At 37.7% G+C, this 21,578-nt stretch carries 16 protein-coding genes; 6 read left to right on the top strand and 10 right to left on the bottom strand.

Annotated elements, in window-relative coordinates:
• Positions 1-183: 183 nt before the first annotated feature.
• Together QMO11_RS06735 and QMO11_RS06730 are read right to left on the bottom strand one after the other, a co-directional pair.
• Positions 184-2,004 (bottom strand): hypothetical protein, encoded by a 1,821-nt coding sequence (locus QMO11_RS06735; protein ID WP_282036593.1) that lies wholly within the window; start codon positions 2,002-2,004, stop codon positions 184-186.
• A 133-nt stretch (positions 2,005-2,137) separates the two neighbouring features.
• Positions 2,138-4,594, bottom strand: a complete 2,457-nt coding sequence (locus QMO11_RS06730; protein ID WP_282036592.1) for a glycoside hydrolase family 2 TIM barrel-domain containing protein — start codon at positions 4,592-4,594, stop codon at positions 2,138-2,140.
• 196 nt (positions 4,595-4,790) lie between these two features.
• On the opposite strand from QMO11_RS06730, the gene QMO11_RS06725 reads away from it, so the two are divergent.
• Positions 4,791-5,966: a helix-turn-helix domain-containing protein gene (locus tag QMO11_RS06725; RefSeq protein ID WP_282036591.1), complete on the top strand. Its 1,176-nt coding sequence runs from the start codon at positions 4,791-4,793 to the stop codon at positions 5,964-5,966.
• Positions 5,967-6,001: 35 nt separating this feature from the next.
• A complete protein-coding gene (locus QMO11_RS06720; protein ID WP_282036590.1) occupies positions 6,002-6,496 on the top strand; it encodes a GNAT family N-acetyltransferase in 495 nt (164 codons plus the stop codon).
• Between the two features lie 75 nt (positions 6,497-6,571).
• Here QMO11_RS06720 and QMO11_RS06715 read toward each other — a convergent pair whose 3' ends face one another.
• The 3 genes from QMO11_RS06715 to QMO11_RS06705 all read right to left on the bottom strand — a co-directional run bounded on the left by QMO11_RS06715 (position 6,572) and on the right by QMO11_RS06705 (position 12,327).
• Positions 6,572-10,480 (bottom strand): VPS10 domain-containing protein, encoded by a 3,909-nt coding sequence (locus QMO11_RS06715; protein ID WP_282036589.1) that lies wholly within the window; start codon positions 10,478-10,480, stop codon positions 6,572-6,574.
• A 98-nt stretch (positions 10,481-10,578) separates the two neighbouring features.
• Entirely contained in the window at positions 10,579-11,289 is a 711-nt protein-coding gene (locus QMO11_RS06710; RefSeq protein WP_282036588.1) for a DUF6873 family GME fold protein, read from the bottom strand.
• A 30-nt stretch (positions 11,290-11,319) separates the two neighbouring features.
• Positions 11,320-12,327: an elongator complex protein 3 gene (locus tag QMO11_RS06705; protein ID WP_282036587.1), complete on the bottom strand. Its 1,008-nt coding sequence runs from the start codon at positions 12,325-12,327 to the stop codon at positions 11,320-11,322.
• Between the two features lie 150 nt (positions 12,328-12,477).
• Here QMO11_RS06705 and QMO11_RS06700 point away from each other — a divergent pair, with 150 nt between their 5' ends.
• Complete coding sequence (locus QMO11_RS06700; protein ID WP_282036586.1) at positions 12,478-13,512, top strand: bestrophin family protein; 1,035 nt, start codon at positions 12,478-12,480, stop codon at positions 13,510-13,512.
• Between the two features lie 150 nt (positions 13,513-13,662).
• Here the strand turns inward: QMO11_RS06700 and QMO11_RS06695 are convergent, their stop codons facing one another.
• Both QMO11_RS06695 and panB read right to left on the bottom strand, forming a co-directional pair.
• Positions 13,663-14,355 carry an RluA family pseudouridine synthase gene (locus QMO11_RS06695; RefSeq protein ID WP_282036585.1) on the bottom strand — a complete coding sequence of 231 codons (693 nt, stop codon included), beginning with the start codon at positions 14,353-14,355 and terminating at the stop codon, positions 13,663-13,665.
• 69 nt (positions 14,356-14,424) lie between these two features.
• On the bottom strand, positions 14,425-15,243 hold the full coding sequence (gene panB / locus QMO11_RS06690; RefSeq protein WP_075603078.1) for a 3-methyl-2-oxobutanoate hydroxymethyltransferase: 819 nt from the start codon (positions 15,241-15,243) through the stop codon (positions 14,425-14,427).
• A 153-nt stretch (positions 15,244-15,396) separates the two neighbouring features.
• Here panB and QMO11_RS06685 point away from each other — a divergent pair, with 153 nt between their 5' ends.
• On the top strand, positions 15,397-15,963 hold the full coding sequence (locus tag QMO11_RS06685; protein ID WP_282036584.1) for a porin family protein: 567 nt from the start codon (positions 15,397-15,399) through the stop codon (positions 15,961-15,963).
• On the opposite strand, the gene QMO11_RS06680 is transcribed toward QMO11_RS06685, so the two are convergent.
• The 3 genes from QMO11_RS06680 to QMO11_RS06670 form a co-directional block, all read right to left on the bottom strand.
• The gene (locus QMO11_RS06680) at positions 15,960-16,181 is read right to left on the bottom strand and encodes a hypothetical protein (protein ID WP_282036583.1); all 222 of its coding nucleotides are present in this window, start codon (positions 16,179-16,181) and stop codon (positions 15,960-15,962) included. The genes QMO11_RS06685 and QMO11_RS06680 overlap by 4 nt on opposite strands.
• Before the next feature lie 101 nt (positions 16,182-16,282).
• Positions 16,283-17,545: an Ig-like domain-containing protein gene (locus tag QMO11_RS06675; RefSeq protein WP_282036582.1), complete on the bottom strand. Its 1,263-nt coding sequence runs from the start codon at positions 17,543-17,545 to the stop codon at positions 16,283-16,285.
• A 438-nt stretch (positions 17,546-17,983) separates the two neighbouring features.
• On the bottom strand, positions 17,984-18,955 hold the full coding sequence (locus QMO11_RS06670) for a helix-turn-helix transcriptional regulator (RefSeq protein ID WP_282036581.1): 972 nt from the start codon (positions 18,953-18,955) through the stop codon (positions 17,984-17,986).
• Positions 18,956-19,218: 263 nt separating this feature from the next.
• On the opposite strand from QMO11_RS06670, the gene QMO11_RS06665 reads away from it, so the two are divergent.
• Positions 19,219-20,406 carry a BamA/TamA family outer membrane protein gene (locus tag QMO11_RS06665; RefSeq protein ID WP_282036580.1) on the top strand — a complete coding sequence of 396 codons (1,188 nt, stop codon included), beginning with the start codon at positions 19,219-19,221 and terminating at the stop codon, positions 20,404-20,406.
• Positions 20,407-20,624: 218 nt separating this feature from the next.
• Positions 20,625-21,425: a hypothetical protein gene (locus QMO11_RS06660; protein WP_282036579.1), complete on the top strand. Its 801-nt coding sequence runs from the start codon at positions 20,625-20,627 to the stop codon at positions 21,423-21,425.
• Positions 21,426-21,578: the final 153 nt, after the last annotated feature.

Below are 21,578 nucleotides of genomic sequence, written 5' to 3'. Positions count from 1 at the left end.
ATAATGAAGCATTGGGGCAGTTGCTCCAGGCATAGCGTACCGCAACAGGTTTAGCCACCTCTTTACTTGAAACTGTAATGCTCGGTTTACCCCTTACTCCTTCGTGCCTCTTTACTGCAAGGCACGAAGGAGTCTCAAGGCAAGCTGTAAAATGTTTATCATTTATACCTTATACTTTTTACCTTATTCTAGTACATTCAGTTTAACAGAGCTAATAAAGCCTGTACCATCGTCAAATCTGATGCTTAATTTATTCTCATTTTTAAGTAATTCGCTTGGTATCTCAATGTCAATTACTCCAAAAAATCCATTTTTAGTTCTGTCTTTCTGATCGTAACCTTTCCAATTGGTTGGGAAGCTGATTTCAGCATCATTAAATAGAATTTTGGCATTTAGAGCCTGTTCCAATGGGCGAGAAATTCCCAGTTTTAAAGTAGCACTTTGTGCTTTATCAGTAGCCGATATACTAAAGTTGATATCTTGATTGGCTTCAATCTTTTTAAGATACTCGCTAGCATAAAAGATCTTATTTTGAAGGGTCTTTTTTTGCTTCACCTTTTTACTGAAAGTATACTCTAGTATGATGGCTTCATCGGCACCAATGCTAAGCGATTGTAAATTATTATCAGTTTCAGTCATGGTTAAGGCTGGTGCATCATCCTTCAAAAAAAGTCTGCGAACCTTTAGGTTTTCTACTCTAGGCAGGTTGATAGTGTTTAGATCTAGGGTTTCTTTGCCTTCAAGGTTACTAAAGGCGATGTAGGCTTTGTTGCCATCAACAAAGGCATGACTTAAGATATCAGGATTTGAAGTTTTCACCGAGCTGTAATTTCCTTCTACACCTTTCCAAAACTCATAAATTTTCATTAGATGAGTCCACTCATATTCATCATTTACTTTACGTAAACTTACCCATGGGTATGGATTCCCTTCGGGGTTTTTGTACCACTTGGCCTTACCTGTAATAAAAGAAACTACCTTTTCTATTTCATCAGGTCTATCCATAAATTGCATAATTTGATGGTTGATAGAACGGATGTTTTTCCAATCGCGTAAGGCACTGTATGGCGTTCCGAACCAATCAGGGCGCGTTATTCCATGTTCTGATAAAACAATTGGCTTGGGCTTTCCCCATTTAATGGCGCCATAAGCATTTATAATATCCATGATGGCCTCGGCATTACTGCCTGAGCGGAACGAATCGCCACCAGTTACGTTTTTGCCATCGTAAATATGAAAAGAAAGAAAGTCCAGATCATCGCCCGCCACATCCATAAACATTTGCATGCGCTCTTGCCAATGGCGGAATTCCCATAGCTCAAACGAGGGCCATGCCGAAGCAAATCCGCCCACTTTTACTTCAGGCACTGCAGCTCTTACGGCTTTAGCCACCTGAGCATGCATGCGTGCCATTTCAATTCTAACTTGTTCTTGCGTGATGCCACTTCCTTTTGTTGCCACAGATTTGGCATGTACGTAAGGTTCGTTTAGTGGCTCAAAGTATTTTGGTAGGGGAATATATCCGTTGGCATCTTTACCGTAATAGTTTTTAAAATTGAAAACGGCATACTCAGCCTCGGCTGAATAATCGGCATCTACACCCTTCCACTTAAATCCTTTGGTGCCGGTTTTACCAGGAGGGTGATTGGTAGAAATCATAGTTTCTTCCATGCTGGTATCCCCTTTTCTCCACTTTAGGGTGTTTTTTCTATTTTTTTTAAGTTGCGATAAATACTCCTCGCGTGGAAGCGCCATTTTTTCTTCGGCCTCGCCTAAACGTGGCCCACCAAAGCTGCGACCAAAGCCAACACCAAGGTCTTTAATATACTGTAGTTCGTCTTCGCTAAACTCAGCAGAAGAAGCGTGCATGTTAAAGAATTTTTCGCGTTGGAGTTGCGATATCTCACCGTATTGCTCTTTTGTATTCACATCTATATCTACCTTAACCTGTGCGGTTCCCATTAGAGGTATGCAGAGTAATAGTGCTGTTTTTAATACTTTCATATGTATTGCTTTTTAATAAAAAAGGTCTGTTTTATTCTAATATTAGGCATCAATATTAGAGAAAACAGACCTTATAAAGGGTAACAAACTAATCACAAATTAGGGGGCTTTACTTTATAAGGCCCTAATCCTATTATTTCGATGTTAATTCAATGCTTTTACCCACCATGCCATCTGATTGAATATTGAGCTTGATGGTTCCGGCTTCTTTTGTTGATTGTAGAATAACCAAACACTTACCGTTAAATGCGCTGTGCTTATTGGCTTTAAATGCTTCGTGACACATATTGTCACCATTGCCGACACCCGCTATGCTTGCAGGGCCTTCCACGCTAAAGTTTAGCATGTTGTTTGCTTTAGGGGCAACATTACCATCCTTATCAGTAAGGGTACACTCCACATAAATTAAATCTTGCCCATTGGCCTTCATCTCATTTTTGCGTGTTTTTACTTCAATGGTATTCGCCTTACCTGCCGTAGCCACAGTTTTACTTGCTACTGCTTGGTTGTTATTATAGGCAACCGCCTTTAAAACACCCGGCTTATAAATCACTTCCCACTCCTGGTATTCAACACCTTCAGTTTCGTTTTTTTGCTTGCCTAAGCTTTTTCCATCCTGAAATAATTCTACTTCTTGTCCGTTGGTATAAGCATAAACCGTTACTTTTTCACCTTCCATTCCATCTAAATTCCAATGTGGGTAAATGTGTACCATTGGTTCTTCGGTCCATTGCGATTGGTAAAAGAAATAACCATCCTTAGGAAAACCGCATAAATCAATAGGTGCAAATGATGAGGAACGTGCAGGCCACCCGAAAGGAATCACCTCGCCTAAATAATCCCATCCAGTCCATATAAACATACCCATCATATGCGGTCTGGTTTTTACAATGCGCCAGGCTTCCATTCCTACTTCTCCTCTGATATCGCGTTTTTCTACCCACTCATAGGCATCATCGTGTTTGTAGTTGAGTTTATCCCACCATTCTTGTTTTTCTTTGCCATATAAATAAGTGCCACGTGGGTAAAACGATTGTGCCGACTCGTGCTCGGTAATAACTGCCATAGTATTTGGCTGCGCTTTGCGTTCCTTTGTTAAACCATCGTCCTTAATGTAGTTATAGCCATAAATATCACTTGTTGCCACGGCATCACTATTGGGCCACTTGTTCCAACCATAACCATAAACTCCATTGGTTACAGGTCGATAGTCGAGCTGATGCACAATATTTGCCAAGCGTTCACCAATAGGCGCACCCTCGGGATTCATCATTTGCACAATTTCGTTACCAATACTCCACATGGCTATTGATATATGGTTTCGGTCTCTAAGTAAACAGTCTGTTAAATCCGTATCAGCCCATTGTTTAAACTCATTGGCATAAAAATCAACCGGAATGCGAATTTTCTTTCCATCCTGCACTGTAGTGGGCGATTTAATTTTCTCCCACTCATCAAATACTTCGTTCATAACAATGAATCCCATACTATCGCAAACCTCTAAAAACTCTTCAGAAAAAGGATTGTGTGCGGTTCTTACTGCATTACAGCCCATTTCGTTTAAAACTTCAAGCTGTCGCTCAATGGTTCTGCGGTGAATGGCTGCTCCCAAGGGACCACCTGCGTGGTGTAAGCAAACACCTTTTAGTTTTGTGTGCACGCCATTAATAAAGAATCCCTTATCGCTGCTGTATTCAAATTTGCGAATACCTGTTTTGTTTTCTTCAGAATACATTACCTGACTACCACTTAATAATTCTGTTTTTATGGTATACAGATGTGGATTGTTTTGGCTCCAAGCCCTTGGACTCTCTAATTTAACAATCGATTTAAAGGTGTTTTCTTCCTTTGAAGCTAATTGAGCGGCCTCTTCGTATTGTGTAACTTGTTTGCCATTAGCATCTATTACAGTATGGCGTATGGTAAATACGTATTTTTTATCGAAGTCGTTTTTAACGCTTGTTTCTATATTTAGGTTGGCTTCGCTTACGTTATAATCGTTGCTATGGATGTAGTTACCCCAAACCGGAACATATAATTTATCGCTAACAATTAAATGTACATGACGGTAAATGCCGGTTCCTGTATACCATCTTGATCCAGGTTGCGCAGAATTGTCGAGTTTAACAGCTATAGTGTTTTCTCCACCATAGTTGAGGTGATCTGTTAAGTCGTAATGAAAAGCAATGTAACCCAAAGGCCTTTTGCCCAAGAGGTGGCCATTAATATATACTTCGGAGTTGCGGTAAGCTCCATCAAAATAAATTACAAATCGCTTGCCTTGGTCTTTGGCAGATACCTCAAACGATTTACGATACATACACTTTCCGGCAGGCAACCAGGCGCCACGCGAAAACGAAGCATTTTCTTTACTAAAAGGTCCTTCGATACTCCAATCGTGAGGTAAATTTACATTATCCCATTGCGAATCATCAAAGATGGCTTGTTGGGCATTTTTAATATCTCCTTTTACAAATTTCCAATCGAAATCAAAAAGGTGTTTTCCGTTTTTTGTCTGCTGATCGCTGGTGCAAGAGAATAGTGTAATGCAACAGATAAATACAGTTAGTGATTTAATTATTGAGTTCATTAAATATTATTTTGTGTTAATTATTGAATTATTTTGTTGCCTGCAAAGTATGAAAATACCATTCGATTGGTTATTTAATGTGATGCTCAACTGTGGATTAACCGTTATTTAACCTTTTTAACAATGCTGATTTTAACCCCTTTATAAAGATTTAAATTAACCCCATATTTTAAATCAGTTTTATATTTTTGTAAGCATGAAAAAGATCGATACCACCCACGATGTAGATGAGGCACTTCAAAAAATATGTAGTCACCCTATTTTTGAAAAATCGCCCCGAAATATTCGGCTCTTAAAATTTCTAGTAAATCAAGCTAAGGAAGGAAATGATGTAAAAGAGCATATTATAGGTTTAGAATTATTTGAGCAAAACTACGATCCTGAAAAGAACGATGGAAAGGTTAGGGTATACATGTATAACCTTAGGAAGAAACTATCGGAGTATTACGATGCGGTTGGTACTAGTGATGCTATTATTTTTAATGTAGAGAAAGGGCAATATAACTTAAGTTATGGCGCTAAAAGTACAGGGGATGTCGAAGCTTCAAACACCGTATTGAAGTTGTCGCTTACCAAGCAACATTTAAGGGTGTTAGGGATAATAGCTTCTGTACTGGTTTTAGTGGCGTTTTTATATCCTACAAAAAATACTTTTGTTTGGGATAATTACTTTAAACCCAAAGCGAAAACCATTTGTGTTGTGGCGGATCATATGATGTTGCAGCAAAAACAGGTCAATGGCAATTGGCAACCTACTTTTATATCGGGCATAAACTCAGAAAGTGATTTACTCAAATATTTAGGAAAGAATAAGAAGGAACAAATTAGAGCCACCGATTATACTATGATGACTAAGATGGCTCCTTTTGTGATACATACCCTTTGCAATTGGTTTGCAGATAATGATAGTCGTTTTGAGGTGTGTTTGGAGTCTGATTTTAAGCTTGAGGAAATTAGAAACCACAATATTATTTATGTGGGACAGAATAAAACCATGAAAACTTCCAAAGCATTATTCCTGCGTAATAGTAAGCAATTTGAGATATTTAGAGATGGATATACAAGCACCAAATCCAATGAGGTTGATACCTATGCTACCACCTTTGATGATGAGGCGAGGGTAGAGTATGCCATGGTATCATACGCACCACTGGAGAATGGCAATACCGCTATTTTTTTAACATCGAATAATGATATTGGAACTTTGGCAACAGTTCGAAATTTTACCAATATGGATTGGTTAGAACAATTTTATGAAAAAATGCCCGATGGAAATCCATATTTTAATGCATTATTTGAAGTAAGCGGATTACGCAGAACCGATACAAGTTGTTCACTGGTTGGGTTAGAAATATTAAATGGTACACTTTAAATAACTTCTATAATAAACAATAGCAAAAGAAGAAAATGAATATTCAATTAAATGAACTTAACGAATCTGATTTAGAGATAGTAAAAGAAATTTACGACTATTATATAATTAACTCTACTGCCACATTTCATACTGAACATATTTCTTTAAACGAATTGAAAGAGTTTATGTATGTGGGTGATGCTAAATACAAATCGTACTTAGTTGAATTTGAAGGAGAGGTTTGCGGATATTGTTATTTAGCACCGTATAAGAAGCGCCAAGCTTATGCAAAAACAGCAGAAGTTACCTTATACTTAAAGCCGAATTTTGGCGGTAAGGGTATTGGGAAACAAGTATTACTGATGATTGAAAAAATTGCCTTGCAGAATGGAATCAATAATTTATTGGGAATAATTACGGGTGAAAACCTAAATAGCATTAAACTATTTGAGCGTTGTGGCTATAATAAGTGTGGGCATTTTGTAAAGGTAGGAGAGAAGTTTAATCGCTTACTCGACGTGCTGGCTTATCAGAAGATCTTGGAGTAGTATTGAAATCCATTTGCTCATAAAAAAAGCGGTCTCCTAATAAGAAGAACCGCTTTTTGTCCTTATACCCGTTATTTACCTTTTAATAAATTGATGGTGACTAGTGCCTTGTTTTGATTGAATCTTTAGTAAATAATATCCTGTATCAAGATCGGAGATGTTTATTTGGGATTGCTCACTGTGCAACATTTCTTTTCCAGAAGCAGACAGTACCGTATAATTGGCATCCATACTAATGCCCTTTACCGTAATAAACTTTTCAGCAGGATTTGGGAAAAGCATCACATTTTGGTGTGCATTTTTGGGAATGTTCGTTTCCGTTGATTTTACCCTTACGTTAACATCAATATTATCAAACCCCTCAGCATTGCTTACGTTTAAGTTGATCTTTATTATCGTATCATTTGCAAGCAATGGCGCTGTAAAGCTGAGTTTGTGTTTGTAAGCTTTGGCATTTTCTATCTCTTTGGGAGCAGACCAAAGGTAATTCAGTTGCCTTCCGATAGAACCATGTGCATAAAGGGTTAGCGCATCTCCTGCATTTACGGTAACATCATCACAAACAGCTTTTACTTCTTCTGTTTTAATAATACCCTTGTACCATCCGCATCCCCACGAGGCACACCACAGAAGGCTTTCGTTATAAGGGTCGGGCATAACTTCTACAATTTTATTTGGTTGCCCTAGCTTGTTATTTACTTTTTCCCAAGTACTGCCAGCATCAAACGAAAGGTATACGCCCGGATTCATAAAGTTCTCAGCTAAATGAGCTGCTTGGCCACCAACACTAATTACCACCAAATTAGAATTGACAGGCGAGCTTTCAACTTGCCAAACACACGGAGCTATAAAAATGCGGGTCCATGTGTTGGCGTTATCGGTGCTTTTCCATACACCACCTTCACTAATGTCGGTGTTACGTCCTCCTGTACAGATATACATATCACCACTAGCTTTATTCGTATGAAAATAGTTGACTGATTTAATAGCACTAGGTGTATTCATCTTGCTCCAGTTAATTCCTTTATCTATTGATTTATAGAGACCTCCGTCGTTACTATTTACCGATGCGTATAATATTTCAGGGTTGTTATGATCCAACACCAACCTGCGCACACTGCAATTGCTAGGCATGCCTGATGTGCTTAGAGTCCAATTGTAGCCCCCGTCAGTTGAGCTATATACACCATAACCACCTTTAGTTAAGATGCTCTCATCAACACTTGATCCAACTTCTGAGATGGTTTTTTTAATGGAGCAGAAATACATATTATCCGGATTAACCGGATCGATTAATAAAGAGTACTGCATAGCCAAACCTTCCCAACTACTGTTGCTGCCTTCAAAAATGGTCGCAATATTCTCCCAAGTTGCTCCACCATCTGTTGTTTTACGCAGTTTACCCCTGTGCGATTGTCGCCAACTCAACATATAAATTGTGTTTGTGTCATTAGGATGAACAGCAACTGTTGATACAGAATGGGCGCCACCTTCGTGAACTTGTCCTTCAATTTGAGTTACAGCAACAGCTTCTTTATCCCAGAAATTGCCATTGTCAACCGTTTTCCATAAACCATGCTCGCCTGAGCAGAGTAACTTTCGGTCGGGTATGCCGGTTTCATGTAAAATAAATCGGCCCGGAAGGTTACTAGCACCTCGTCCAACCCATGCTTTACTGCTTTCTTCAGTTTCATAATCATCAACCTGTTCCCAACTTTCGCCATGATTATTTGATCGTATTGTTTGCTGATCAATGCCAATAAAAACCTCTCCATCAGCATTGATAGCAAGCATACGGTTTCCTGATGTGGCAGAGCCATGATCCATTTCGCGTTGAAGGTGTGCGTAATCTATATTGGCACCAGTAGGGTTATTTCTACTTTCCCAATAGGCTTTGTTGGTTTCATTAATCCAATAACTACCATCTCTGGCACAGGTGATCCAATTTAAACCGCCATCGGAGGTTTTCCAAAGTTCTCCTGGCCCAAAACTCTTATCGTGCTTTTTATTATGACAGATATAAATTTCGTTTTTATCAAGAGGATTTACCACAATCCGGTTGTATGTAGCGAATGCAACACTCGGGTATTCAGTAAATCTCGCCTTTGAGTCAGAACTTGATCTGCCAAACCAATAGCCAACTGTTTTGTGAAAGAAATCGCGTTCAGTACTACTCGTTACTTGTGTCATGTCAATGGCTATATTGCCTGATATATTTTGCCAAGTACTTCCATTATCGGTACTTTTGTAAACCCCTCCTTTACATTCTACTGTATTTCCCTTGTCTTCAAAAAAGGTTTGCTCAATGCAGTAGAGTACAAATTCACTTTCGCCATCATAATACATGCATAAATCGCGCGGACGGTTATTGGGTAAACCCGAAGCACTCGAAACCCAGGTTGTGCCGCCATCGGTACTGCGATACATACCTTGCCCTGTTGCTATAATCATTATATCAGGGTTAATCGGGCTAATAATTATGCGTCCCACATCTAAATCATCAGAAATATCAGTTGCTATTTTAGTCCAATTGGCACCGGCATCTGTGGTTTTTAGTATATAGCCGTAGCTTGCTAAACTTGTTCGAGTACCCTGAGGTTTTGAAGCAGCTCTGTGGTTGTTTTTTATATCCCAAAAGCCACCTGCACCAATAAACCATATTTGATCATCCTCAGGATGAATGGCGATTTTAGTGTGCATGTTATAGGTATTATTAATGGTTTTGGGAAGGGTAGAAGCTTGCGTCCAATTTCTTCCTCTATCCTGAGTGGTGTAAACCCATCCTCTTCGTTCCAAAGCCACTCCATAGTCTGGGTTTTGACGCGAGAATTTAATATCTAGCGTTCGCTCTAAATCTAACCCTAAACCATCTTGGTCTTTTATGGTGTGCCATGATTCTCCATTATCCCATGTTCCATAGGTTACATGCATATCGGGTCCCATAAACATGGTGTTAACATCGGTTGGATGACACCAAAACTCTTCATTATAGCCCGACATACCAGGGCCAAACTGTGTCCACTCAACCTTATCGCTCGATGCGATTCTTTTAGTTCTAATGGTTTCAAAAAAGTCCATCTCTGGTTCTTTGTAAACCGGATTCAGGATAGCGTGATTTTTACTTTCGCTGATACGCCATGTTTCTATAAAATCAAAAGTAGTATAGCTGCTCTCATCTGTAAGTTGCGAAGCATTTAGTTCAGTCGCATTAGCATCAGTAGCACCGGTGCTTGCGGCAAAGAATGCATTGCTTGGCGCAATACCATTTTTGTTGTTATCGTTAGCATCGTTCTGAACAGAAACAATGGCATTACCACTCGAAACACTGCCATAAAATGCCACTTTATTAATGGTGTGTTCGCCTCTATTAACACCAACAATACCGCCAACACCCCAGTTTCCGGTTATAGAAGTAGAGCTGTAACAATCTTCAATCTTTTTATTGCCGCCAGTAAATAAGGCACCAACTATACCTCCGGCCCAGCCTCCTGAACCTACATTTAATGTTCCACCTTCTGAATAACATTGGGTAATCGATCCACCATCAAGAACTCCAGCAATGGCTCCTGTACGACTAAACCCATTACCTTGAAACGATATATTGATGATACCCAAGTTGCTTACATTACCATTCAGCGCACCAAACAAACCTACGCCTAATGATTTTTCTTTATCTAAATCTATACCCTGAGTACTAATATTTAAGTTAGAGATAGTATGTTTTTTACCATTTATATTTCCTGTAAATGCTTGTTCTGTACTACCAATGGGTGTAAATGTAACCCCATCCATGTCAATATCATCCTCAAGTACAAAAGAGTAATTTTTATTCCATTCTGTAGGAGTGTTGGATAGGTAACTTAGATGCGAAGGTGTATTTAGGATAAATGGATCGTTGGCTGACCCTTTTCCACCACCATAGTTTTGTGCATATGTAAGTAGTGTACTTGCCATAAGCACAATAAATGTAGATATTCTTTTCATTGATGTAGATTTATTTTTTCGAAGTAAAAATACCTAAATGGAAAGGGAAATAAGACGAATAAGATATCTGAATTAAGGGGGATAATGAATAATTGATATTAGAAAAACAGGATTCCACCGCCATCATATAATTTCTCGTTTGAGAGCATTTCTAATTTAAAACCATGTAAAGTTAGAAAGTTACGAAACTGCTCCCCATCTTTATGAAGGAGCAGATTACCCAAGGTAAAAACGGTATTGTTAAATATGCCACAGCACCCGCCAAAAAAGCCGTTTCGGTGGTCAATAATTCGAATGTCAGAGGGATCAAAATACAGAACTTCCCAATTGTGTGTGCGTAGTGTTTTTAGCACTCCATGGTCGGAACTTACAGCTAGGCCGTGACGCAAAACCAAAGTGGTACATCGGGTATAGGCTTGTGGTAGGTTTATAAAAGTAGCATTAGTATTTATATTAAGAATTGTTGCATCGGTAAAGCCTTTTTTATGAAGAATGGCTGCCTCTGTGGTAATGCAGTTATAAGGTGTGCTACCAATTAAATCAGTACCTACTGTTGATTCTCCAAATTGATAGGGGATATGCTTCTTATTAAAAAGCTCAACTATTTTTGATGGTGTATTGGGGGCAATTATATTGCTATTTTTGCTTTGATGAATAAAAACATCCGGATGGCAGGAAACCGCATTGTAGGTAATGCCTTTGCTTTTAAATCCTTCAATACTTTCAGCAAAAGGCATGAGCTTGTTACGTACAGTGCTAATTATTCGATTATCGACCAGAACAAGTCTTGCTTTTTTTATGGTTTCCATATTGATGAGATGAAAAATTAGCTCAATGGTTTAGTATTCTACCTTATATTCATATCCTGATAAGGAAGTATCTTGTTGGAAACGAATTGAAAAACCATTTTCATGTAGTTCGTTACGATTACTGCCTTTAAATCCAATGGCATAGTTTAATTGCGAGGGAGTTACACTAAAAGAGAAAGATTTAGTTGTACTTTTTTCGCACTCCTTCAAAAGTAAGTCTCGCCATATTGCCGTTTGCACCATTTCTTTGAACGATGCGTGCATTGGACCAGCCACTAGATTTTTGCCTTCAACTAAATCTTCAGAGGGATGCAAGCCTACCCGCAATACCTTAACACCAGACATTTCAAAAAGAGGTAAAATATCTTTGCTCCAATTAACGGCTTCACTTAAGGATAAGGGTTTGTATGATCCCTCGTTAAATAAGGTTTCTAAGGCGGTATCTTTTACAATAATTGTTGGATAAATACGTGTTGTATCTGCACCTAAGTTAATAATATCATTTGCAGTTTGGATACTGCGTTCTTTGGTATCTGTAGGTAAACCAATCATCATTTGTAAGCCTAATTCCATACCATAGCTCTTGATGAGTTTAGCAGCATTTTTTATGGCATCAAAATTATGACCTCGTCCTGATTTTCGTAAAACTTCCTGATTTGTTGATTGTGCTCCTAATTCAATGGCTATTACTCCATATTTGGCCAATAAATCCATGCGTTCAACATCAATATAGTCCGGTCGGGTAGAGAGGCGAATGCCTTGTATGGAGCCATCTTTAATAAACGGTTGTGCGGCTTTTAAGTAGGCTTCTTGCAAGTCAATGGGAATACCAGTGAAGCTACCTCCAAAAAAAGCCAACTCAATAGTTCGGCCATCATTCATACTGCTTAAATACATTTTTATGGTATCAGCAATATCTTCGGGTGCAGGTACATCAATTTGGCCAGATATTTTGCGTTGGTTGCAGAATACACATTGATGGGGACAAGCCAATTCAGGAATGAAAATAGGAATATTTGAATGCTTCTTTTTAGCCATTTATCTTATTAAATAGTGCACAAAGCTACATGGATAATTTTTCCCGCACAAATAGAAGCATAAAATGTTGCAAATGAAGATTGTTTTACGATAAACAATATCAATTATCACAAGTTTATATTATGGTGTTTGGTTATTAATAAATAAGATATGATTGTAAAACGCGGGATGAATTTAAAACAGGCCATGAAATGGTCGGGACATCATGTGATTTGGTTATTACTTTGGTCTTCTTCAGTGGCTTTTTTATATGTATATAACTTGATAGAGGTGAAGTTACCATGGTTACCTATCTCTATAATTGGTACTGCTGTTGCATTTTATGTGGGTTTTAAAAATAATAGTGCCTATGATAGAATGTGGGAAGCTCGCAAAATATGGGGAGGTATTGTAAATAGTAGTCGTTCGTGGGGAATGTATGTGGATGGTTTTATTACTAATCAATTTGCAGATGCGTCTCTATCAGATATGGAAATAAAAATTGTAAAAAGCAGATTGATATATCGGCATATTGCATGGCTTTATGCGCTAAGAAGCCAATTGCTAGTTAGTACAGAATGGGAGCATATTAATCAAAATATCTTATATCGCATATCATCACAGTTAATGCAGAAAAACTATGGGCTTGGTTTGGTGGAGGATGAGCTTACGGGTGATGAATTACAACGGTTTTTGCCAAAAGGGGAGCACGATTGTTTGTTAAATGCTTCTAATACGGCAACTCAAATTATTAATGAGCAATCCAGAGACATAAGAACGCTGAGGAGCGATGGGTTAGTTGACGATTTTAGGCATATGGAATTATCTAAAACACTCTCTGCTTTTTACGATCATCAGGGTAAAGCGGAAAGAATTAAAAAGTTTCCTTTGCCTAGACAATACGCTAATCTTAGCCGCATTTTTATTGGAATATTTATCTTCTTAGTACCATTTTCGATGATACCATCATTAATGAATTTAGGAACTTGGGGAGCTGCAATTTCTGTTATGATGACTGCCTTAATCGGATGGGTTTATATAATGATGGAAATAGTTGGGGATTACTCAGAAAATCCTTTTCAAGGAATGGCCAATGATATACCCATGTTATCGCTTTGCAGAACTATTGAAATAGATTTATTGGAGATGCTAGGTGAAACAGATTTACCCGCTCCTATAAAACCGAAGAAAGGTGTTTTAATGTAGGGTGCCTAAAGTTTGAAGTTATTGAGTATTGCTTGTAATGCCTCTATTAAATAAAGCTTCAGATCCATATGATAAAGCTATATGATTTTTAAACAAGAAAAGCGATAAACAAACTCTGTTTACCGCTTTTACTTATTCTGCTAATGCAGATTATTTTTTACCTAGCATATTGGCAAATTCAATCCAAAGGTTGTCCTCCTTAGGCGTTTTTGCTGTTATCACGATAGGTTCTTTTTTAACAGGGTGCATAAATTCAACCTTGCGTGCGTGTAGGTTAATTCCGCCACCTTTAAGAGAGCGAGCAGCACCATACTTTAAGTCGCCTCGTATCGGACAGCCTATTTTAGCAAGCTGACAACGTATTTGGTGGTGACGTCCTGTTTCTAAATCAATTTCTAATAAGTGGTAATTAGCAGAACTTGATGCCAAACGATAATTTAAAATCGCTTCTTTCGACTTCTTTTTTTGTTTATCATAGGCGCTAGATCTATTTTTCTCTTCATTTTTAATCATGTAATGCACCAATCTGCCCGAATCTGATTCCGGTAGCTGTTTCACCACTGCCCAATATGTTTTCTTTATCTCTTTATCCAAAAACATTTTGCTCAAACGCGTGGCTGCTTTACTAGTTTTTGCAAACAGAACAATACCACTCACAGGTCGATCGATTCGGTGTACGATACCCAAATAAACGTCGCCTGGTTTTTTGTATTTCTTTTTAATATATGCTTTAACCTTATCACTTAAGGCTTCATCGCCTGTTTTATCTCCCTGAACTATTTCTGAGTTTCTTTTATTGACGGCAATAATATGGTTGTCTTCGTATAATACTTCTATATCCATTTTTTGAAATTTAATTAATCGCAAACAATGTTGGGTTACAACAATTATTTACCAAATCAATAGCTGTGTTTAATATTGCTCGCGTTCGCTAGGGAAATCAACAGCTTTAACGTCTTCTATGTAATTACCAACAGCACCTGATATTTCGGCAAACAGGTTATGATATCTACGTAAAAAACGTGGTGAAAATTCGTGAGTTACACCTAACATATCGTGCAATACAAGTACTTGTCCATCTACGCCGCTACCAGCACCAATACCAATAATAGGAATGGTTAATTGTTCTGCTACTTTAGCAGCCAATTCAGCAGGTATCTTTTCTAAAACAATCGCATAGCAACCGGCTTCTTGCAATAAATGTGCATCTTCAATTAACTTTTGCGCCTCTTCTTCTTGCTTGGCTCTAACAGTGTAAGTACCAAATTTATGAATAGATTGAGGAGTTAAACCTAAGTGGCCCATCACAGGTATCCCAGCAGAAATAATTCGTTCTACCGATTCCACAACCTCTCTACCACCCTCAAGTTTAACCGAATCGGCAGCAGTTTCTTTCATAATACGTATGGCAGAAGTTAGTGCTTCTTTTGAGTTACCTTGGTAGGTACCAAAAGGCATATCAACAACAACTAAAGCTCGCTCAACAGCACGGACTACTGATGCACCATGATAAATCATATGATCTAAAGTAATTGGGAGGGTAGTTTCGTAACCCGCCATTACATTGGATGCTGAATCACCAACAAGTATTACATCAATACCTGCTGAATCAACTATTTTAGCCAATGAAAAATCATAGGCTGTTAACATTGCAATCTTTTCTTTATTATGTTTCATCTCACTTAATACGTGAGTAGTCACCTTTTTTTGGCGACTCATAGCTACTGACATAATCTGTACTTTAAATATTTGAAGCCGCAAAGTTATAAAAATGTATCTATACTAAATCATATCCATTGTAAATGTGCTTTAGTAAAAGTTTTTTTAACTAATTGGGCGACTTTTATTGCTTTCCTATATCTTTGCGCACTCAAAGCTTGGTACATGATTAAAAGATTATTATTTACAATATTTATTTCAGTAGTTGCGATTGTTGGAGCCACTGCCCAACCTCTGCAAGGTGGCGAACATCTGGTTAAATTAGGTTTAGGTGTGGCATCTTTGCCTAAGCATCAGTATACTTCAAAAACGCCATCGTTTACAATGTCGTATGAAAAAAATGTAAGTGAATTGATTGGGGTAGGGCATATTAGCGCAGGTGGTTTAATATCTGTTGCCAGTTCTTATTTAGACTATTGGTCTGATGACAATAAATATACTCAGGGTAATAATTTTACAACTTTTGCTGCAAAGGGTGTGTATCATTTTGATTTGGTAGAAATGACCGATGACGTTAAATGGAATAAGTTTGATGTTTATGCAGGTGCCATACTGGGTTTTACCCTTAAGAGAGGTCAAAACGACCAGAATGAGGATAAGGTAAAGAAAGCCTATTTTGCTAGTGATATTTTTGTAGGAGCACGTTATAACTTCTATGAAAAACTCGGCGTTTTTATGGAGTTCGGTTACGGAGTTGCCTATTTTAAAACAGGCTTAAGCATTCAGTTTTAGAATTTAAAATTTTTAACCAACTCGTTTAAATTTAGGGCCAATAGGTTTAATTCAGTACTGTTTTTTTGCATAAAATCAGCAGAATTAGCATTGTCTTGAGCTATGCCCGATAAATTATTACGTGCATCACTTGCCTGGTCAATAGCCGTTTTAAGCTTATTACCTACTTGCAATACTTCATGTGCTAGTTTAGCGGATAATTCAATATCGGGTATCATTTTTTTATAAGCTCAAGAAATGTTGATATAGTTTATTAAAAGAAAAACCCTGAGCAAAATGCCCAAGGCTTTAGATATAGGGTTATTTTCTGAAATCAATATTACTCATCCTCTAATTTCCAAGTTCGTACCCAATCAACTTTCATAGTGTTGATGGCATCGTTCTGTAAATCTTCCTTTAAAGCTAATCCGCCTAGCCAATTAAAATCGCCAGTCCATAAATCAAAAATGATTTCTAATTCTCTCGTAAATTCACGTGCTTCGTAAATGGTACCATCATTATGCTCACCCACAACAACGCTACCAGCAGGTTCTCCGTTAAGATAAAATTGTATATTTTTAGAATCCTTCCACCATACCCCAAAGGTGTGATAATCTTCATTCCATTTAACTCCTTTTTTAGGATTAACATCCGATAAACCGCTTTGGTTAAAGTCGCCTTTGTTTCTAATCTCCACAGGTGTTAGGTCAGAGTTAGCATGAAAATACTGCGAGTTCATTTGCATAGGGAAGTCGGGCTGACAGTCACACGAAGGTTTGGAGTTATTTTCAATAATATCAATTTCGTCTCTGTTATTGATATCTCCGTTGTTTAACCAATAGGTATTATAGGCCGAAATATGTGCCGCTTTAATGCTGGCCTCGGTATACATTGGGTAGCTAATTTTTGTTCTAGAATGTATACGTGCTGTCTGAAACCATCGATCCTCAGGATTACTTTCGTTAAGCGTAGCTTTAATCCAAAGGTTACCATCAGCTACACCAGAGTTTGCTGTACCGTTTGACATAAATACCGGAGGATCATAGTTCCAAACAGAACGAAACCACTTGTTGTTATCCCAACCACTTTCAAATTCGTCGGACATGTTATCTTGTTTCACCCATACTTTACCTTCTGGCGTGGTGTTGTTTATTGATACAAATGAAGGAAAATTAGGATCGATATTTTCAAAATCTTCCTCAGTTAAATCATTCCTTTTTACAGTTACTTTAACGCTTGCATAAGCTTCTTTGCCATAACTATCTGTTAGTCGGTATTTGAATACATCTTCACCAATGTAATCGGTATTTGGAATATACTCAAAAATACCATCGTTAAGGTGCGTAGCCGTGCCGTTTTCTGCTTTGGTTAGTAAGCTGTAATCGTCACCTGAACTTCCGTTACCACCAATGTCATCGTTGGTACTAACATCTACTTGATTTGCACTTCCTTGGGTACTGTTTTTTAAAACCATTAAGGAGTTATCGTTCGCTTCAGGTTCAAAATTATTAACCTCATTAGTATCGCCGCATGAAGCAAGCATTGCCGTTGCTGCAATAATGCATAACAGTAAATTAATGTTGCTTATAAATCTCTTTCTCATCCTATCCTAATTAAAATCATTAATAAAAAATGTGTGTAATTCTGATGGAATAAAATTAGCAAAGCAAGTTGCAGTGTTGGTAAAGCTTAGCTAGACATAAACTAGTCAAGATAAACTTTTTTTTAAGCTGAGGTTTGTGTTTGAAATAGCATGTTATCAAATACCGCTTGTTGCTATAAATACCTTTTTAGGAGATGTATTATAAGGGTGGGGAATTGTATTTTATTGGTGGGTAAAGTAATCAGATTAGGAAATGATTGAAATAGATGAGGAGAGAGGCATAAAGAAAAAGTGGCGATACTTTTTTCAAACTCTTCATTTAAGAAAATGAACCTAAGGTGGCTCACTTAAATTACCTTATCAAGGTAACTGTTAATTTTTTAAAACACGATCTCTTTCGTTTTGTAACATACCAACAGTGTTTTGTAATTGATGTAATTAGCTTCTGATTTCACTAGGTGTATACCCAAATTGTTGCTTAAAAGTTCGGCTTAAGTGTGAAGTGCTATGAAAACCAAGCTCGTCACTTATTTCAAAAATAGATTTACTAGAATATTTAATTAAGCGGTTAACTTCTTCAAGTCTGTGCTGGTTGTAAAACTTTTTAATGGGCATTCCGAACACAGCTTTAAACGAACGTTGAAGCTTAGAATAGCTCATACCATACTTTTCACTCAACTCCTCAACGTTCGGTAACTTTGAAAAATCTTGCAATAATTCTTCCTTTACTTCGTGCATCTGCGAAAAGTCGTTCGGATGAATTTTCTTTGCTACTATAGCACTGTCATCACCTTCAATTAATACAAAAAGGCGAGCTATTATTTCGTAAGCACGTGCATACATAATAGGCTTAACCAAATCTTTATTGTGCATGTGCATAACAGCACTGCGCACTAGCGATTCTATTTCGGGTGGTAAGCGGTAATAGAAAAACCAATCTTTCTCGTTATTTAAAATGTTCATAAGCTTTGAGCCTCGCCTCTCTATGGGAGTCCAATTATTTATAAACTGCAAAGGCACGCGAATAGACATCCACTTGATGGTTTTATTTTTTGGAAACCTAAGCTGAAAGGGTTTATTGGCATCGTAAATAAAAATACCTTCTGAGTTCCCCATATCAGTACTCTCTCCTTCAAATCCCCCATGAAACCCTATACGAACTGCAACAATTCGTTCATCTTCCTTAGGCCTATTAATTATCTTAATGGGTTTATTTAAATTATAATTGCCAATGGATATAATACATTTGTTAGGATATGTAAATAAACTCACATTAACCTTACCCAAATTGTTATTTAAAGTAAAGTGTGTTCCATCCCATTCTCCGCCATAGAGCTCATTAAGTTTTTCGAAAAAATTATTAGGTTGCTGTTCTATGGTATAAAACTCTAAAGCTGAATCTTCACTCATACGTGTAGCTTTTTAGTTAACTAATATTACTTGCAATGTAATGCTTTGTGCACTTATACCAAAAATATCGTTAACTGATTGAAAATATTTTTTAGTTCTACCATAACTGGTGTTTTGGGTAACTCCAAACTTCGATACCGTTTTATACAACAGCTTGCCTGTTTTGTACAAATATTAGGCTTGTTATAACTGTCCTTTGGCATAGTAATAGGTAAGTGAAGGGTTCACATTACTTATCAACCGGGAGTACAAAAGACACAATTATGAAAATAATAATAACAACAATAACATTTCTACTTATTGGTTTGAGCACCTTTTCTCAAAATGTTAAAAACGATAATACTGAAGAAAACAAAGTAGAGTTAGATGAAAATGGGCGTCGTGTATTTGACGATGAGAAAGAACGTAAAGGTGTAAAGTACAACTTTGTTCCTATGCCATCATATGATCCTTCGGCAAAATGGGGTATTTCTTTAATTAACATGCTTAATTACTATCCTAGTGAGGGCGATTTAGTTTCACCACCTTCATCATCTGCATTATTTATGCAAATGACTACCAATAAAAGCTATATGATTGGTGTAAATAACAAACTATTTTTAGCCAAGGATAAGTGGCGAATTAGTGCAGGTGGATTTTATGGCAGTATAAATCAAAATATGCTATTGTCAGGTAACCCTACAGATCCTACAGTTGCCCCTTCTATCACTGATGTAACTGCGAATGTTGCTATAGCTAATGTTATGCTTGAACATCAGGTATTATCTAACTGGTATTTAGGTGTTGGATATATGTATAATGGCCGAAAAGTATTTGGACAAACCGATGAGGCTGATGATCTACTTAATGCCAATGGTTTTTCTGAAGATTTTGTACATACAAATGGGGTACGTTATAGCACATCGTACGATACGCGTGATAATATCAATTATCCATACACCGGTATATGGGCTAGCATAACCATGGATCAGATGATGGGCGATGAAAGTCAAAATATTTTAATGGCAGATTATCGTCAGTATTTCACTTTGGGTGATAATGTAAGTAATGTACTAGCTATTCATGGTTCAGGTAGATTTGTATCGGAAGATGCATCGCGCAACTTTTGGTCCTCGTACGGAAGATCCGGGAAAACAGTACAACGAGGTTACGAACAAGGACAATATATGGATATGAACCTGGTAAACTTCGAAATTGAATTCAGAAAAGAAACCCCTTGGCTAAATCACAAGTTAGGCTTTGTAGCAGCCGTTGGAACAGGTAAAGTTTTTGGTAACGATAACCATGAGAGTGGTGTTTCAACAAGTTTCACCAATGCAGAGTGGTTGCACATGGCAAATGTAGGAATCAGATACCGCCTGCTTCCTTACGAACGACTCAACTTGAAATTTGACTATGCCAGAGGAAAATCTGGAGGCGTATTTTATTTCGGAATTACTGAAGCTTTCTAAGCCTTAAGGTACCCATATCTACACATCATTAATTGAAATATTCAATTTACACAATCATTTAATATGAGTAGAATAGGGTACATAATAGTTCTTTTTCTTCTAATAATATTGGGAATGCCGCTAACAGCGCAGCTAAGCAACCAAGGCCGATTATATTACATTGCACAAACACCTATAAATAGACCAACGTGGAGTTGGGATAACAAAAAATTACAACAATGAATAAGTTTAGAATAATAGCAGTAGCGGTAGTAGCTTTTTTCAGCATTAACCTACTTCACGCACAAAGCGAGCAAGACGAAATTGCGCAAAAATTACAGAATCCTTTGGCTAAAATTATAGCCTTGCCTGTACAATACAATTTTGGTAACGGAGTTCCAGGTTACGAAGGTTCTACATTTACAGCATCTTTTCAGCCTATTGTGGCTCAAGATTACGGAAACTTCAGTATTGTTCACCGTGGGGTATTTGGGGCATCGTACCTACCACAAACAACAAGTGGAAGTAGTGAAACATACGGTATGACCGATTTAAATTACTCCTTCTTTTTAGCACCCAAAAAGAAACTAGGTAAAGTAGCTTGGGGAGTTGGTCCGTCTATTGATATGCCAACCGCAACAGATGCAATGCTAGGAAGCGGAAAATGGAGTGCCGGTGCAGGTGTGGTAGCTGTATACCAAAATAAAAGATGGACACTTGATATGGTGCTTCGTCAAACTATGTCGTTTGCAGGAGATAACGATAGAGCTGATGTAAACCGTTTTGTTGGACAAACTTTAGTATCCTACGGATTGGGTAAAGGATGGGTAGTTACCACTTTCCCTACCATTACGGCCAATTGGAATGCTGCTACAGGGCAACAATGGACAGTGCCTGTTGGTGGCGGTGCCAGCAAGTTGGTCTTCTTAGGCAAGCTACCCACTCAATTTGGAGTACAATATTACGAGAATGTGGTTCGCCCTGATTACGTGGGTAAAAGCGAACTTCGATTTACAACAACATTCGTATTCTCTAAATAAAACAGCACTCAATATATCTCATAACTAATTATAGAGCGAAAGTAAATCAGCAGATATTTACGCCACAACAATATACCAGCTTACCCAGTAATAATGTTTTAAGAACAGCATTACTTTATAGCAATAGAACCCTCGTTACTTTAATCGTAACGG

This window comes from Saccharicrinis aurantiacus (genome assembly GCF_947489045.1).
Taxonomy (GTDB): Bacteria; Bacteroidota; Bacteroidia; order Bacteroidales; family Marinilabiliaceae; genus Saccharicrinis; species Saccharicrinis aurantiacus.
The sequence above is the reverse complement of the archived record's forward strand: the minus strand, read 5'-3'. Positions and strand labels throughout refer to the sequence as shown.

Excerpts from the sequence above, each read along its gene's own strand:
- QMO11_RS06735 (WP_282036593.1), bottom strand. The coding sequence starts at position 2,004 with ATGAAAGTATTAAAAACAGCACTATTACTCTGCATACCTCTAATGGGA.
- QMO11_RS06730 (WP_282036592.1), bottom strand. The coding sequence starts at position 4,594 with ATGAACTCAATAATTAAATCACTAACTGTATTTATCTGTTGCATTACA.
- QMO11_RS06725 (WP_282036591.1), top strand. The coding sequence starts at position 4,791 with ATGAAAAAGATCGATACCACCCACGATGTAGATGAGGCACTTCAAAAA.
- QMO11_RS06720 (WP_282036590.1), top strand. The coding sequence starts at position 6,002 with ATGAATATTCAATTAAATGAACTTAACGAATCTGATTTAGAGATAGTA.
- QMO11_RS06715 (WP_282036589.1), bottom strand. The coding sequence starts at position 10,480 with ATGAAAAGAATATCTACATTTATTGTGCTTATGGCAAGTACACTACTT.
- QMO11_RS06710 (WP_282036588.1), bottom strand. The coding sequence starts at position 11,289 with ATGGAAACCATAAAAAAAGCAAGACTTGTTCTGGTCGATAATCGAATA.
- QMO11_RS06705 (WP_282036587.1), bottom strand. The coding sequence starts at position 12,327 with ATGGCTAAAAAGAAGCATTCAAATATTCCTATTTTCATTCCTGAATTG.
- QMO11_RS06700 (WP_282036586.1), top strand. The coding sequence starts at position 12,478 with ATGATTGTAAAACGCGGGATGAATTTAAAACAGGCCATGAAATGGTCG.
- QMO11_RS06695 (WP_282036585.1), bottom strand. The coding sequence starts at position 14,355 with ATGGATATAGAAGTATTATACGAAGACAACCATATTATTGCCGTCAAT.
- panB (WP_075603078.1), bottom strand. The coding sequence starts at position 15,243 with ATGTCAGTAGCTATGAGTCGCCAAAAAAAGGTGACTACTCACGTATTA.
- QMO11_RS06685 (WP_282036584.1), top strand. The coding sequence starts at position 15,397 with ATGATTAAAAGATTATTATTTACAATATTTATTTCAGTAGTTGCGATT.
- QMO11_RS06680 (WP_282036583.1), bottom strand. The coding sequence starts at position 16,181 with ATGATACCCGATATTGAATTATCCGCTAAACTAGCACATGAAGTATTG.
- QMO11_RS06675 (WP_282036582.1), bottom strand. The coding sequence starts at position 17,545 with ATGAGAAAGAGATTTATAAGCAACATTAATTTACTGTTATGCATTATT.
- QMO11_RS06670 (WP_282036581.1), bottom strand. The coding sequence starts at position 18,955 with ATGAGTGAAGATTCAGCTTTAGAGTTTTATACCATAGAACAGCAACCT.
- QMO11_RS06665 (WP_282036580.1), top strand. The coding sequence starts at position 19,219 with ATGAAAATAATAATAACAACAATAACATTTCTACTTATTGGTTTGAGC.
- QMO11_RS06660 (WP_282036579.1), top strand. The coding sequence starts at position 20,625 with ATGAATAAGTTTAGAATAATAGCAGTAGCGGTAGTAGCTTTTTTCAGC.